Annotated in this window: 17 protein-coding genes; 10 read left to right on the top strand and 7 right to left on the bottom strand. The window is 70.3% G+C overall.

What is annotated here, in order from left to right; all coding sequences use genetic code 11:
- The first annotated feature begins 16 nt into the window (after positions 1–16).
- The 3 genes from ACQHIV_RS32510 to ACQHIV_RS32500 all read left to right on the top strand — a co-directional run bounded on the left by ACQHIV_RS32510 (position 17) and on the right by ACQHIV_RS32500 (position 2,639).
- Positions 17–595: a hypothetical protein gene (locus tag ACQHIV_RS32510; RefSeq protein ID WP_427887734.1), complete on the top strand. Its 579-nt coding sequence runs from the start codon at positions 17–19 to the stop codon at positions 593–595.
- A gap of 71 nt (positions 596–666) precedes the next feature.
- Positions 667–1,752 carry a winged helix DNA-binding domain-containing protein gene (locus tag ACQHIV_RS32505; protein WP_427887732.1) on the top strand — a complete coding sequence of 362 codons (1,086 nt, stop codon included), beginning with the start codon at positions 667–669 and terminating at the stop codon, positions 1,750–1,752.
- 62 nt (positions 1,753–1,814) lie between these two features.
- Positions 1,815–2,639 (top strand): aldo/keto reductase, encoded by an 825-nt coding sequence (locus ACQHIV_RS32500; RefSeq protein ID WP_427887730.1) that lies wholly within the window; start codon positions 1,815–1,817, stop codon positions 2,637–2,639.
- Here the strand turns inward: ACQHIV_RS32500 and ACQHIV_RS32495 are convergent.
- Complete coding sequence (locus ACQHIV_RS32495; RefSeq protein ID WP_427887728.1) at positions 2,636–3,529, bottom strand: LysR substrate-binding domain-containing protein; 894 nt, start codon at positions 3,527–3,529, stop codon at positions 2,636–2,638. The two genes, ACQHIV_RS32500 and ACQHIV_RS32495, sit on opposite strands and share 4 nt — an antisense overlap.
- A 271-nt stretch (positions 3,530–3,800) precedes the next feature.
- Between ACQHIV_RS32495 and ACQHIV_RS32490 the strand changes: the two genes are divergently transcribed.
- Positions 3,801–4,694 carry a LysR family transcriptional regulator gene (locus tag ACQHIV_RS32490; RefSeq protein ID WP_427887727.1) on the top strand — a complete coding sequence of 298 codons (894 nt, stop codon included), beginning with the start codon at positions 3,801–3,803 and terminating at the stop codon, positions 4,692–4,694.
- 162 nt (positions 4,695–4,856) lie between these two features.
- Here ACQHIV_RS32490 and ACQHIV_RS32485 read toward each other — a convergent pair whose 3' ends face one another.
- Complete coding sequence (locus tag ACQHIV_RS32485) at positions 4,857–5,528, bottom strand: NAD(P)-dependent oxidoreductase (protein WP_427896614.1); 672 nt, start codon at positions 5,526–5,528, stop codon at positions 4,857–4,859.
- A gap of 79 nt (positions 5,529–5,607) precedes the next feature.
- Here ACQHIV_RS32485 and ACQHIV_RS32480 point away from each other — a divergent pair, with 79 nt between their 5' ends.
- A complete protein-coding gene (locus tag ACQHIV_RS32480) occupies positions 5,608–6,222 on the top strand; it encodes a TetR/AcrR family transcriptional regulator (protein ID WP_427887725.1) in 615 nt (204 codons plus the stop codon).
- On the opposite strand, the gene ACQHIV_RS32475 is transcribed toward ACQHIV_RS32480, so the two are convergent.
- Positions 6,187–6,954, bottom strand: coding sequence for an SDR family NAD(P)-dependent oxidoreductase (locus ACQHIV_RS32475; protein ID WP_427887723.1), 768 nt, complete (start codon positions 6,952–6,954; stop codon positions 6,187–6,189). The two genes, ACQHIV_RS32480 and ACQHIV_RS32475, sit on opposite strands and share 36 nt — an antisense overlap.
- A 51-nt stretch (positions 6,955–7,005) precedes the next feature.
- Between ACQHIV_RS32475 and ACQHIV_RS32470 the strand changes: the two genes are divergently transcribed.
- The 3 genes from ACQHIV_RS32470 to ACQHIV_RS32460 all read left to right on the top strand — a co-directional run bounded on the left by ACQHIV_RS32470 (position 7,006) and on the right by ACQHIV_RS32460 (position 8,988).
- On the top strand, positions 7,006–7,644 hold the full coding sequence (locus ACQHIV_RS32470; RefSeq protein ID WP_427887721.1) for an HAD-IA family hydrolase: 639 nt from the start codon (positions 7,006–7,008) through the stop codon (positions 7,642–7,644).
- A gap of 94 nt (positions 7,645–7,738) precedes the next feature.
- Positions 7,739–8,431, top strand: a complete 693-nt coding sequence (locus tag ACQHIV_RS32465) for a FadR/GntR family transcriptional regulator (RefSeq protein ID WP_427887720.1) — start codon at positions 7,739–7,741, stop codon at positions 8,429–8,431.
- Positions 8,432–8,499: 68 nt separating this feature from the next.
- Positions 8,500–8,988 carry an N-acetyltransferase family protein gene (locus ACQHIV_RS32460; RefSeq protein ID WP_427887718.1) on the top strand — a complete coding sequence of 163 codons (489 nt, stop codon included), beginning with the start codon at positions 8,500–8,502 and terminating at the stop codon, positions 8,986–8,988.
- Here the strand turns inward: ACQHIV_RS32460 and ACQHIV_RS32455 are convergent.
- Positions 8,935–10,494, bottom strand: coding sequence for an MFS transporter (locus ACQHIV_RS32455; protein WP_427887716.1), 1,560 nt, complete (start codon positions 10,492–10,494; stop codon positions 8,935–8,937). The genes ACQHIV_RS32460 and ACQHIV_RS32455 overlap by 54 nt on opposite strands.
- A gap of 94 nt (positions 10,495–10,588) precedes the next feature.
- Here ACQHIV_RS32455 and ACQHIV_RS32450 point away from each other — a divergent pair, with 94 nt between their 5' ends.
- Both ACQHIV_RS32450 and ACQHIV_RS32445 read left to right on the top strand, forming a co-directional pair.
- Positions 10,589–11,020 (top strand): MarR family winged helix-turn-helix transcriptional regulator, encoded by a 432-nt coding sequence (locus ACQHIV_RS32450; protein ID WP_427887714.1) that lies wholly within the window; start codon positions 10,589–10,591, stop codon positions 11,018–11,020.
- 3 nt (positions 11,021–11,023) lie between these two features.
- Positions 11,024–12,172: a pyridoxal phosphate-dependent aminotransferase gene (locus tag ACQHIV_RS32445; protein ID WP_427887712.1), complete on the top strand. Its 1,149-nt coding sequence runs from the start codon at positions 11,024–11,026 to the stop codon at positions 12,170–12,172.
- On the opposite strand, the gene ACQHIV_RS32440 is transcribed toward ACQHIV_RS32445, so the two are convergent.
- Genes ACQHIV_RS32440 through ACQHIV_RS32430 form a run of 3 tightly spaced genes read right to left on the bottom strand, consistent with a single transcriptional unit; the run spans position 12,169 to position 13,618 of the window.
- On the bottom strand, positions 12,169–12,519 hold the full coding sequence (locus ACQHIV_RS32440) for an ArsC/Spx/MgsR family protein (RefSeq protein ID WP_427887710.1): 351 nt from the start codon (positions 12,517–12,519) through the stop codon (positions 12,169–12,171). The two genes, ACQHIV_RS32445 and ACQHIV_RS32440, sit on opposite strands and share 4 nt — an antisense overlap.
- A gap of 17 nt (positions 12,520–12,536) precedes the next feature.
- A complete protein-coding gene (locus ACQHIV_RS32435; RefSeq protein ID WP_427887708.1) occupies positions 12,537–12,989 on the bottom strand; it encodes a hypothetical protein in 453 nt (150 codons plus the stop codon).
- 44 nt (positions 12,990–13,033) lie between these two features.
- Complete coding sequence (locus tag ACQHIV_RS32430) at positions 13,034–13,618, bottom strand: hypothetical protein (RefSeq protein WP_427887706.1); 585 nt, start codon at positions 13,616–13,618, stop codon at positions 13,034–13,036.
- Between the last annotated feature and the right edge of the window lie 14 nt (positions 13,619–13,632).

The following is a 13,632-nucleotide window of genomic DNA, read 5'->3' as shown; positions in this document are numbered from 1 at the left end:
CCGGGTGAGGAGCCTCATGCGCCAGTTGGTGGCCGTTGTCGGAGTACTGAGTGCGGTGTTCGTCGCGGGCTGCGGCGCCGGCGAAGGGCCGGCCACCACGGCGCCGTCGCCCGCCGTACGGAGCAGCGCACCGACGACCCGGCCGCCGGACGAGGCGCGGTACCAGCCGCCGACGCCGGCACCCGTCGTACGGTCGGTCCCGACGGCTCCGACGCTCGCCGCCACGGGAGCGAAGTACCTGCAGATCACCCGGCCGTACAACGTCGCGCTGGAGAGCTTCGAGAAGGCCGCGAACGAGAACATGTCGGTCACCACCCTGCAGAACCGCGCGAAGGCCGTCGCCGCCGCGAACCTCGCCGAGTCCCGCGCGCTGCTGAAGGTCACCTGGCCGTCCTCGGTCTCGAAGCAGATCAGCGCACTCGCCGCCTCTGACACGGCCGCCCGCCCGCACTGGCTCAAGGTCGCCGCCGCCGGCACCAAGTCCGAAATGGCCGCCCACCTGAAGGAAGCAACAGCCGCCGCCGGCAAAGCCCCGTCCGCCCAGATCCGCCAGCTCCTCCACCTCCCGAAGTACAACGAGAAGGACTACAGCTGAGCCTGTCGGACCCAGCAGGAGATCGTCCGAGACGGCTGACTTTTGTCGGTGGGGGTTGGGAGGATGCGGGCATGGTGGTGATGAGTGGGCGGGCGGTCAATCGGGCGACGTTGGCGCGGCAGTTGTTGTTGGGGCGGGAGGCGGTGCCGGTGGTCGAGGTGGTGGGGCGGCTGGCGGGGATGCAGGGGCAGGAGGCGAAGCATCCGTATGTCGGGTTGTGGTCGCGGATCGACGGGTTCGCGGAGGGTGAGCTCGATCGAGCCGTTGCCGGGCGGGAGGTCGTACGGGCGACGTTCCTGCGCGGGACGCTGCATCTGGTGACGGCGGCGGACTACCTGCGGTTTCGGGTGACGGTCGCGCCGGTGCTCGAGGCGGGGTTGCGGATCCTGGCGGATCGCGCGGCGGGGCTGGAGCCGGAGAAGGTTGTCGCGGCGGCGGAGAAGCTGTTGGCGAAGGAGCCGTTGACGTTCACCGAAGTGCGGGACGCCCTGCAGCAGCAGTTCCCGGAGGTGAACGAGCGGGCGCTCGGGTTCTGCACGCGGATGCTGGTGCCGCTGGTGATGTACCCGGCCGACGTCCGCTGGTCCTGGACGGCGAACTCGAGGTTCACCCCGGCCGAGGACTGGATCGGGTCGAAGCTCCACCAATCCGCTGAGCCCACTGAGCTCGTCACCAGGTACCTCGCCGCGTTCGGCCCCGCGACGCCGGCGGACTTCCAGACCTGGTCCGGCCTGCAGAAGGCCAAGCCGCTGTTCGACCACCTCGACCTGGAGACCTTCGAGGACGAGAACGGCAAGACGCTGTACGACGTACCGGACGCGCCCCGGCCGGACGCGGACACGCCCGCGCCGGTGCGGTTCCTGCCGGAGTTCGACAACCTGCTGCTGTCGCACGCGAAGCGGGAGCGGATCATCGCCGACGAACACAAGCCGGCCGTGTTCACGAAGAACCTCCGGGTCAAGGCGACGTACACCGTCGACGGCTTCGTCGCCGGGCTGTGGACGAGCGAGCAGAAGCGTGGTGTGGCCACTCTCACGCTCACGCCGTTCGGCAAGACGCTGAAGAAGACGCAGGCGGAGCTGGAGCGGGAAGGCAGCGGGCTGCTCCGCTTCCTGGAGCCCAACGCCAAGACCTACTCGGTGGTTACTGCCGGTTAATGAGGTTGTTGTCACACGTCGGATGACTGGGCCGAAAACCTTTTGCCGGGTGGAATGGGCAGATGAGCACAGTCCCCTCCATCACTCTGGACAACGGCGTCGAGATCCCGCAGCTGGGCCTGGGGGTCTGGCAGGTCGAGGACTCGATCGTCACCGACGTGGTGACGACGGCCTTCGAGACCGGCTACCGGCACATCGACACCGCCGCGATCTACGGCAACGAGGCTGGTGTCGGCCGGGCCATCGCCGCGGCCGGCCTCCCGCGGGACGACCTGTTCGTCACCACCAAGGTGTGGAACTCCGACCAGGGCTACGACAGCACGCTGAAGGCCTTCGACAGCAGCCTCGAGAAACTCGGCCTGGAGACCGTCGACCTGTACCTGATCCACTGGCAGTCGCTGCAGCGGGACCTGTACGTCGACACCTGGAAGGCGCTCGAGCAGCTGTACGCCGACAAGCGCGTCCGCGCGATCGGGGTCTCGAACTTCCACGAGCCGGCGCTCCGGCGGATCTTCGAGGAGACCACGATCCGCCCGGCGGTGAACCAGATCGAGCTGCACCCGGCGCTGCCGCAGGACGAGCTGCGCGCGTTCAACGCCGAGAACGACATCGTCACCGAGGCGTGGAGCCCGCTGGCCTCCGGACAACTGCTCGGTAACGCCGCGCTGGACGCGATCGGCACGAAGTACGGCAAGTCGCCGGCCCAGGTGATGATCCGCTGGCACCTGCAGCTCGGCAACGTGGTGATCCCGAAGACCGTGACCGCGAGCCGGATCAAGGAGAACTTCGAGGTCTTCGACTTCGCGCTGGACAACGACGACATGGCCGCGATCGCGGACCTGGAGACCGGCGTCCGCACCGGCGGCGACCCGGACGTCTTCGGCTAAAGCAGTTCGAGGAATCGCCCCAGGACGGGCGAACGGTTGTCCGGGGACCAGGCTACGGAGAGTTGCCACGGTGGCAGGTCGTCGGACAACTCGCGGTACACCACCGCGTCCGGGTTCGACGGCGGCGTCGGCCCGATCAGCAGCGAGACGCCCAGCCCGGCCGCGACCAGCGACACGATCGTCTGGACGTCGGCCGCCTCCTGCTCGATCCGCGGCGTGAACCCGGCCGCGCGGCAGAACCCGACGATCGTGTCGTACACGGCCGGCCCGCTCGACCGGGTGTAGAACACGAACGGCTCGTCTGCGAGATCCGCCAGCCGCAGCCGCTTCCGCCGTACCAACCGGTGCCTGGCCGGCAGCGTCACCACGACCCGGTCCTCGGCCACCACCCGCGACGTCAGCGACGGCGCGAGCTGTACGACGGCGCTCCCGCCGGCCGGAGTACTCGGCCGCATCAGCCCGACGTCGATCCGCCCGTCGCGCAACGCCTCCGTCTGCCGGAGCGTCGTCCACGCCTCCAGGTCCAGCACGACCTCGGGGTACGCCCGGCGGAACGCGCCGAGCAGCCGCGGCAGTACGTCGAACGTCGCCGACTGCACGAACCGCAGCCGCAGCGTCCCGAGCTCACCGCGCTGCGTCCGCTGCGCCGCGCGTACCGCCTCGTCGGACCGGCGGAGCAGGTCGCGTGCCTCCGCGAGGAACGTCTCGCCCGCAGCCGTCAGCACGAACCGGCGCTTCACCCGGGCGAACAGCTCGACACCCAGATCGTGTTCCAGGGCGGCGATCTGCCGGCTGAGCGACGGCTGGGTCAGGTGCAGCCGGACCGCCGCGCGCCCGACGTTCAGCTCCTCGGCCACCGTCACGAACGACCTGAGCTGGCGTAGTTCCATGGCATACATCATGCACCAGAAGCATCAACTCTGCGCACAACTTTCATTGGACGTATCAACGGTCCGATTCCTACTGTCGAAGACATGCACTACGTACCGTTCACCGTCATCAAGTCGATCCACGAACAGACCCACTCCGCGATGCCGAACGCCCCACAGCGTCCGCACGTCCCGAAACGTCACCCGATCCGCGACGCCCTCGCCCGCCGGCGCGCACGCCGTACACCGCCGCCGAAGGTCGAGCTCAGGCTGGTGTGCCAAGCTGAGGACCGTGATCGAGGTACGACGCCTGAAGGTGTTGCGCGCGCTTGCTGACCACGGCACCGTGACCGCGGCCGCCGAGGTGCTGCACCTGACGCCCTCGGCGGTCTCCCAGCAACTGGCGGCCCTCGAGACCGAGGTCGGCCAGGAACTGCTCGAACGCCGCGGCCGCCGGGTGTCGATCACCTCCGCCGGGCGGCTGCTGCTCGCCCACGCGGACACGATCCTCGCCGAGGTCGAACGCGCCGAGGACGCGATGCGGCTGCACGCGAACGGCGCGAACGGCGAGGTCCGGGTGACGGCGTTCGCGACCGCGATCAGCCTGCTGGTCGCGCCGGCGCTGACCCGGCTGCAGGAGACCAGCCCCGGCCTCAGCCTCGTCGTACGCGATGCCGAAGGCCACCAGGGCATCACCCAACTCCTCGACGGCGACGCCGATCTCGCGATCGCCGTCGAACACCGCGGCTCCCCCCGCCCCGATGACCGCCGCCTGACCCGAATCCCGTTGTACGCCGAACCTTTCGTCGCCGTCCTCCCCCCGACCCACCCCGAGGACAGCCCGATCGGGCTGGAGAAGCTGGCGAACGACGACTGGGTGATGCCGGCGTCCGGCAACCCGATCCGCGACGTGGTCCTGCTCGCCTGCGAACAAGCCGGTTTCCAGCCGCGTATCGTGCACCAGTCCGACGACTTCCGCGCGGTCGCCGCCCTGGTCGCGGCCGGCGCCGGCGTCTCACTCGTCCCACGCCTCGCCGTACCCGAACCGACCCTCGCGCTGATCCGCCCCCTCCCCGACCCGGCCCCCACCCGCCGCGTCTACGCCGCCGTCCGCACCAGCCGCGCCGACCACCCCCTGATCACCGCAACCCTCGCGGTCCTCACCGAGGTCGCCGAGAAGCTCTAGGTCCTGGCTGCTGGTCCAGCGCCGTAGCGAGGAGGTGCTCGGTGCGGTGCATCGGCGTGCGGGGGCGAAGGTCTCGATGCGGAGCATCGTGGCCTTTGCACCCGTGCGGCGAGGTGCCGTGCCGAGTGCCCCGCAGTAGGCGCTGGACCACCAGCCAGGACCTTAGTTCGAGATCAGCGCAGTCTTGCGGATCAGGACCGCATTGTCGACGGCGTCCAGCATGTAGGTGGCGACGTCCGCGCGGGTGATGGTGAACCCGCCGCGCACCGTGCCTTCGGTGTTGCTGCGGATCGTGCCCTTCGCGGTCCCGTTCGTCAGCCGTGGCGGGCAGACGATCGTCCAGTCGAGCGGGCTGGCGCCGATCAGTTCCTCCATCCGCCGCGCGTCCGCGAACGACTCGCGGAGCAGCCGCTGGATCAGCGGCTTCACGACGTACTTCGTGACCGGCCCGTCGTTGCCCGTGTGGATCCCGGCCACGCTCACGACGACGTACCGCCGTACGCCGCTGTCCTCCAAGGCCCGCAAGGTGCTGCGTGCACTCGACGTCAGGATGTCACTCGGCCCCTTCGGCCGCGGGCCGAGCGCGGACAGTACTACGTCGTGCCCTTCCAGCACCGGAGCGATCGACGCTGGGTCCATCACGTCGGCGGTCACCACCTCGGCCAGTCCGCCGGAGACGCCGGCCCGAGCCGCGACCAGGCGGAGCTCGGGGAGCGGCACCCCCAGGGTCGACCCCGCGCGGACGACGGCCGTGACCGCGTGCCCGGCCGCCACCGCCTGGCGCACCACCTCGGTCCCGATCCGCCCGGACGCCCCGAACACCACCAGCTTCATCGTCACCCCTCCAGGTTAGTAAACACTCACTCACCATGGTTAGTGAACACTCACCAACCTGTCAAGGTAGGGTGCGGACGTGGGCACACGGGACGACATCCTGGACGCGGCCGCCGACGTGCTGCGGACGCAGGGGTACGCGCGGGCGACCACCCGGTCGATCGCACAGGCCGCCGGGTACTCCGAGGCCGCGCTCTACAAGCACTTCGCGGACAAGTCGGCGATCCTGCTCGCGGTCATCCACGAGCGGATGCCGGAGCTGCCCGGTTCGCTGAAGGAGCTGATCGGCAACCCCGGCGGCGGTACGGTGCGCGGCAACCTGACCCGGCTGGCCCGGATCGCGATCGACTTCTACGTCGAGGGCTTCCCGATCCTGGTGTCGCTGTTCTCGTCCCGCGAGTTGCTGACCGCCCACCGGCTCCGCCTCCAGGAGCTGAACGCCGGCCCGCACCGCGCGCAGGAGGGCCTGACCCGCTACCTGCGCGAGGAGCAGAAGCTCGGACGAATCCGGCGTACCGCCGACGTCCCGGCCGCGGCGGCGCTGCTGTTCGGGGCCTGCTTCCAGCGCGGCTTCGAGGTGAACTTCACCGGCGCGACACCGTCGGACGCGGAGACCGACAAGTACGCCGCGGCGCTCGGCAAGACGCTCTACGAATCGCTACGACCGGCGGCGCGGGTCCAGGCCGACGGTTGAGACCCGGGCGATCAGCGCCCGCGGGGTGAACCGGGCGGCGGCTGCGATGAGCTTGTAGCGGCGGCTCGGGATCGAGATCGCCTTGCCCCGCATCAGGTCCTTCCAGGCCGCGTCCACCAGGTCGGTCGCGTCCAACCACATGAACGACGGGATGACGGACTTGTCCATCTGCATCCGCTCGTGGAACTCGGTGTGCACGAACCCCGGGCACAACGCCATCACCGCGACACCCTGCGCGTGCAGCCCGGTCGCCAGCCCGGCGGAGAAGCTCGTCACCCACGCCTTGTGCGCGCTGTAGATGTTCCGCTGCAGGAACCCGGCGACCGACGACACGTTGATCACCGCGCCGGATCCACGCTCGATCATCGGCTGGACGGCGGCGTGCGTGAGCCGCAGTACGACGCGGACCAGCAGGTCGAGTTGCTTCTCCTCGACGTCGACCGGGTTCTCCCAGAACGGCTTCTTCTGCCCGAAGCCGGCGTTGTTCACGAGTACCTCGATCGGCCCGGTCCGGAAGCGCGCCTCGACCCGGGCCAGGTCGTCCCGGTCGGTCAGGTCCGCGGCCAGCACCTCGCACTCGACACTGTGCAGCCGCGCGATCTCGGCCGCGACCTCCTTCAGCCGCGCCTCGTCCCGGGAAACCAGCACGAGGTCGTACCCCTCGACCGCCAGCTTCTCCGCGAACGCCCGACCGATCCCGGTCGCCGGCCCGGTCACGAGCGCAGTCGGCATCTTCCAACCCTCCGTCGATGACGCCCCCAGTCTGTCACCTACATTGGCAGGGTGCTGGCGGACATCGACACCTGGGTTCTCGATCTCGACAACACGCTGTACCCGGCCGGATCGGCGCTCGCCGCGCAGCTCACCCACGGCATCCTGTCGACGATCGCCGAGTACTACGGCACCGACGTCGCCGGCGCCCGGCGGATCCAGTCCGAGCTGGTCGCGGAGTACGGCACCTCGCTGCGCGGCGCGATGCTCACCGGCACGATCGACCCGCACGAGTTCCTCGGCTTCGAGCGCCGGATGGACTACTCGGTGATCGAGGCGGACCCGGTGCTGGCCGGCGTACTGGAGGAGTTGCCGGGGCGGCGGTACGTGTACACGAACGGGTCGGCGTACCACGCCGAGCAGGTGCTCTCCCGGCTCGGGCTGACCGAGCACATCGACGGGGTGTTCGACATCCTCGCGGGTGAGCTGATGCCGAAGCCGTACGCCGAGAGCCTCGACGCGTTCCTCGACCGGTTCGGGATCGACCCGGCGCGGGCGGTGATGTTCGACGACCTCGAGGTGAACCTGGCGCTGCCGCACGAGCGCGGGATGGCGACCGTGTGGGTGGCCGGCGGTACGGCGTCCGAGCGGCTCGGCGAGCGTCGGTGGCGGGCCGCGGACGTGGCAGGGTTCCTTCGAGCAAACGTCTGATGAATCACTCGGAACCGGCGAGCCTGTAGGCGGAGAGTGGGCGGATGTGACCAGGAGTGGTCTGAGGACTTACGCTTCGGGGGGAGGTGAGGGGATGGCTGCTACGGACAAGGCGCTGGCCGGGTTGCGGCAGATGATCGCGTCCGGGGAGCTCGGGCCGGGGGCGAAGTTCCCGCCGGAGCCGGAGTTGTGCGACCACCTGGGCGTGTCCCGGAGCTCGCTGCGGGAGGCGGTCCGGTCGCTCGGTGCGCTCGGCGTGATCGAGTCGCGGCACGGCTCGGGGACGTACGTGTCGGCGCTCGACCCGGCCGCGATCATCAGCCGGTTCTCGCTGTCGGTCGAACTGATCCCGCTCGAGGGCGTCCTCGAACTGCTCGAGGTACGCCGGGTGCTGGAGTCGCACGCCACCGCGGCCGCGGCCGCCCGGCAGGACCCGGAGCTGGCGGCGAAGCTCGGCCAGGTGCTCGACCGGCTGGAGTCGACCACGGACGCGACCGAGATCCAGCACCTGGACGCGGAGTTCCACGGGCTGATCTGCATCGCCGGCGGGAACCCGACCGTCACCGCGCTCACCGAGGTGATCCGCGGCCGCGGCGGGCACTACCGGATCTTCGAGCCGGGCGCCGACTTCGACGCGATCAAACAGACCAGCGACCGCGGTCACCGCGCGATCCTGGCCGCCCTCGAAACCCGCGACCCGGCCGCCGCCGCCACCGCCGCCTCCGCCCACATCGCCCAGACCGAACTCTGGCTCCGGGCCCTCCGCCCCGAACCCCGCCCCGCCTGAGCCACGCCTCGGCCCCCATCTCGGACCCGGCCCCGGGTCCGAGGCGGCGCCTCGCGAATAATGCCGACGTGCTCTGGACCCTGCGCCCCGCGACCGCCGCCGACCTCGACGAGCTTGCCGAGCTTCGGGCCGTCGTCATGCGGCCCGATCTCGAACGCCTCGGGCGGTACGACGAGGACCGGGTCCGGCGGCGGCTCCGGGACGCGTACACCCCGGAGTACACCCGGATCATCGAGGTCGACGGCGCCTTCGCCGGGTCCGTCACGCTCCGCCCCGCCGACCGCCTCTGGCTGGAGCACTTCTACCTGGCCCCGGAGCACCAGGGCCGCGGCATCGGCTCCGGCGTACTGCGCTCCGTCCTGGACCGGGACCAAGACATCTGGCTGAACGTCCTGCAGGGCAGCCCGGCCCGCAGGCTCTACGAACGCCACGGCTTCGTCCAGGACAGCGAGGACCCCGTCGACGTCTTCATGGTCCGACGGCGTACCCCCAGGCCATCACAATCAGCCGATTTCGGCGCGCTCCCGCTCAGCTCCGTCCGCGACCCCCGATTGTGATGGCCTGGCGGTCCGGAACGCGAGCCCGAGCGCGATCGCCCCACTGAGCACGAAGCCCGCGGCGACCCCCGCCGCGAGATGCATCGCGTGCACGAACGTGTCGTTCGCCGTCTGCACCAGCTCCGGCCGATGCAGCAGAACCGCCGCATGCCGGGTCGCCTCGGCCGACGTCCCGATCGCCTCACTGTTCGGCAGACCGCTCAGCGACGGCGCGATCCGATGCTGGTACGTCGACGACACAACAGTCCCCAGTACGGCGACCCCGAGCACGCTGCCCACCTGCCGCAGCGCGTTGTTGACCGCGGAGCCGGCCCCGATCCGGTCCATCGGCAGCGTCGCCATCACGGCCGCGGTCGTCGGCGCGACAGTCATCCCGATCGCGAGCCCGGCCAGCCCGCCGATGATCCCGATCACGATGAGCGAGGTCTCGACGTCGTAGAAGAGGTTGGCCGCGAAGCACAGCGCGAGCGTGAGGATCGCCGTACCGGACACCTTCGCGACCCCGAGCCGCGCCGCCAGCCGAGCCCCGAGCGGCGCCCCGACGATCACCCCGACAGCACCCGGCAGCGACATCAGCCCGGCATGCAGCGCGCTCATCCCCCGCGCACCCTGCAGGTAGAACGCCAGATAGAAGCTCTGCCCGGTGATCGTCAGGAACACCGCGGCGAGCGCGAAGTTCCCGGCCGCGAACCGGCGGTTCCCGAACAGCCGCGGGTCGAAGCTCGGCTCCTGCTCCCGCCATTCCGAGAACAGGAACCCGGCGAGCAGCACGAGCCCGGCGCCGATGCTCGCCCAGACCTGCCACCGGTCCCAGCCACCCTGATGACCACCCTCGATCAGGCCGTACGACAGACCGAGCAGCCCGAGCGTGGACAGGCCGAGGCCGAGCGGATCGAGCCGCCGCCGCTGGGGGCTGCGCGGGTTCGGCAGTACGACGGCCGCGCCGATCACGCCGAACACGACGATCGGCAGGTTGATGGTGAACACCGAACCCCACCAGAAGTGGTCGATCAGCAGGCCGCCGAGCACCGGGCCGACGGCAACGCCGACGCCCGCGGAGGACGACCAGATCGCGATCGCGCCGGCCCGGCGTTCCGGTGGGAAGGTCCAGCCGATGATCGCCATCGAGGTCGGCATGATCAGCGCGCCGCCGAGGCCCATGGTGGCGCGGGCCAGGATCAGCCCGACCGGGTCGGTCGCCCAGGCGGCCCAGGCGGACGCGGCGCCGAAGACCAGCAGGCCGGTCATCAGCACGGTGCGATGCCCGTACCGGTCACCGAGGGCACCGGCCAGGAACAGCGCGGTGGCGAACAGCAGTGAGTAGATCCCGACCGCCCACTGGAGCTGGCCGGGCGTGGCGCCGAGCCCGTGGACGGGATCGGCGAGGCGTTCGAGAGCGATGCCGAGGACGGTCGAGTCGATCCAGATCAGGACGGCCGAGACGACCAGGACGGCCAGGATGCGGCGTTGCCGGCTCGGACTCTGGGAAGGGTCGATGGTGGACACGAAGTCTCCTATGATTGACAGGACCCTGACGAGGTTTCCGATCATCGTCGATTGACAGGAACCTGTCAATCTCCTTTTCGGCAGAATGTGGTGCATGGACCCCAACGACGAGACCGGGTGTTTGACCTTCCTGGTGCGGCACGCCTGGCTGAGCATGCGGTCGGCGCTGGCGGCCGCGCTCGCCGAGCACGAGCTGTCGGTGCAGCAGTACGGGACGCTGCTCTGCGTCCGGGAGGACCCGGGCCTGACGGTCGCCGAGGTCGGGCGGGTCGTCGGTACGACGCGGCAGTCCGCGAACGAGCTGATCACCGGGATGGAGCGCGCCGGCCTGGTCGAGCGGCGCCCGAACCCGAAGGACCGCCGGACCCAGCAGGTGCACCTGACCGCGGGCGGCGAACGCCGGCTGGCCGAGGCCGCACCCGCGATCCGCAAGGTCGAGAACGAGCTCGAGGCCGCCTTCAGCCAGACCGACCGCGCCACCGCGCGCGCCTGGCTTGCACACATGGTCACCACGATCGAGGGTTGAGGGATGCGCGCACACGCTGAGCGGTTGGACGGCCTCGGGACGACGATCTTCGCGGAGATGTCCGCGCTGGCGGTGGCGACCGGGTCGGTGAACCTCGGTCAGGGGTTCCCGGACCAGGACGGGCCGGACTCCCTGCTGGAGGGCGCGATCGCGGCGATCCGCGCCGGCGCGAACCAGTACCCGCCGGGCCGCGGCATCCCCGCGCTCCGGCAGGCGATCGTCGACCACCAGCAGCGGTTCTTCGGGCTCACGTACGACCCCGACACGCAGGTCCTGGTCACCACCGGCGCCACCGAGGCGATCGCGGCGGCCCTGCTCGCGTACGTCGAACCCGGCGACGAGGTGATCGCCCTCGAGCCGTACTACGACTCGTACGCGGCCGGCATCGCCTTCGCCGGCGGCCGGCGGATCCCGGTCACGCTGCGCGCCCCGTCGTACCGGCTGGATCTCGACGAGCTGCGCGCCGCGGTCACGCCGCGGACGACGGTGCTGCTGGTCAACTCACCGCACAACCCGACCGGCACCGTCCTCACCGAGGAGGAGCAGCGCGGGATCTGCGCGATCGCCCTCGAACACGACCTGGTCGTGATCACCGACGAGGTCTACGAGCACCTGGTGTACGACGGCACGCACCGGCCGCTGGCGTCGTACGACGGGATGTCGGAGCGGACCGTGTCGATCAGCAGCGCCGGGAAGACGTTCGCGGTGACCGGGTGGAAGATCGGCTGGGTCACCGGTTCGCCCGAGGTGGTGACCGCCGTGAACACCGCGAAGCAGTTCCTCACCTACACCTCCGGCGCCCCGTTCCAGCCGGCCGTCGCCGATGCGCTTGCCCTTGGCAACGACTACTACGACCGGCTGCGCGCCGACCTGCGGGCGCGCCGCGACCTGCTCGCGAACGGCCTCGCCGACCTCGGCTTCGAGGTGCACCGCCCGGCCGCGACGTACTTCATCACCACCGACATCCGCCCGCTCGGCTACACCGACGGCATCGAGTTCTGCCGTCAACTGCCGGAGAAGGCGGGCGTGGTGGCGATCCCCCACCAGGTCTTCTACGACAACGTCGAAGCCGGCAAACCCCTTGTCCGCTGGGCGTTCTGCAAACGCCCCGAGGTCCTCCAGGAAGCCCTCACCCGCCTGCAGAAGCTCTAACGCAGGAACTGAGCGAGGGTTTCCGGGTCGCGGGCGACGGCGGTGGTGTCGTCGTCCGCGGTGATGATCGGGCGCTGGATCAGGATCGGGGCGTCGGCGAGGGCCTGGATCCAGTCGGCGCGGTGCGCGGCGTCGCGCGGGAGGTCGCGCAGCGGCTTGGCCTCGGGTTCGTTGGTGCGGACGATGTCCCACGGCTCGAGGTTGAGGCGGGCGAGGACGGCGGTCAGTTCCTCGGGCGTCGGCGGGTCGTCGAGGTAGCGGCGTACGGTGTAGGCGATGCCGGCGTCGTCGAACGCCTTGGTGGCGGCGCGGCATTTCGAGCAGGCGGGGTTGATCCAGATCTCCATGCGGGTCTCCCGGGACGTCAGCTGTGCTGGAACCACAGTTTGGTGGGGCGCTGCAGCATCAGGATCAGCAGGGCCACGTGGATGGCCAGCCCGAGCAGGCTCGAGGGCAACGCCATCAGTCCGCCGGCGATGCCCGTCACGGCGACCGCGATCAGCATGTAGCGCGCCCACACGTACCGCTTGCGGACGTAGATCGCCGGCACCAGGTAGATGAACGCGCAGACCAGCGCCGCCGCGACCGCGACGGACGTGTTGCCGCGGGAACCCGTGAGTACTTCGGAGATCTGGGCGCCCGCGGAGGTCAGCGTGAGGACGGCGAGCAGCAGGCACATCGCGCCCAGCCCGGCGGAGATGACCGCGGCGACCGTCACCTGCTTCGGACGGACGGCCGGGCGGTAGCTGTACGAGTCCGGAACGCTACCGAACAACCCGCTGTACGGTCCCGGTTCGTCGCCGCGCTGCCCTGTCATCGACCTTCCTTCCACGACCCCCCGTGTCCCTCGATCCTCCCAGATCACCCAAGCCGGACGACGGAGATGTCGAGGTGCGGGAACCCGTCCAGCGGCGCGAGCCCCGCGACCGGCCGGAAGTGCACGGTGGTCCCGGTGCTCCCGTCCGGCTCGATCGGCTCCAGCCCGGTGACCGGTACGCCGTACTCGTAGCGCTGCGTCCACGACCCGTTCGTACGCCGGTTCGTGTGCACGAGCCACTCGCTCAGCGCCGCGACCACGGACATCCCGCGCCGCGGGCAGCCGTCTGGGAGCAGCGGCGCGTCCGGGTTGTCGAAGAACCGCAGGTCCTTGGTCGCCATGACCGGCTTCTTCACGAGGTTCCCGTGCTCGTCGACCCGGGTGTCGGTTCCGCGCCCGTGGTCGGTGACCGCGACCGAGCCGTCGGCGTACAGCGCGACGTCGCAGCGGCCGCGGGCGCCGGCCGACTCAGCCTCGTCGTCGGGGTACGCGAGCACCTCGAGCAGCAGGTGCCGTACGCCGCCGGGTGCATACCGCGCCGGATCCGCACGGATCGCGTCCAGGTGCGCCCGGTCGACCGAGGCCGCCCAGTCGTGGGTGGTGTTGGTCCAGTCGGCCCGCGAGGTCACCCTCCCATTCTCAC

This window comes from Kribbella polygonati (genome assembly GCF_050320105.1).
Taxonomy (GTDB): Bacteria; Actinomycetota; Actinomycetes; order Propionibacteriales; family Kribbellaceae; genus Kribbella.
Note: the sequence above shows the minus strand (reverse complement) of the source record. Positions and strands in the feature narration are given on the sequence as shown.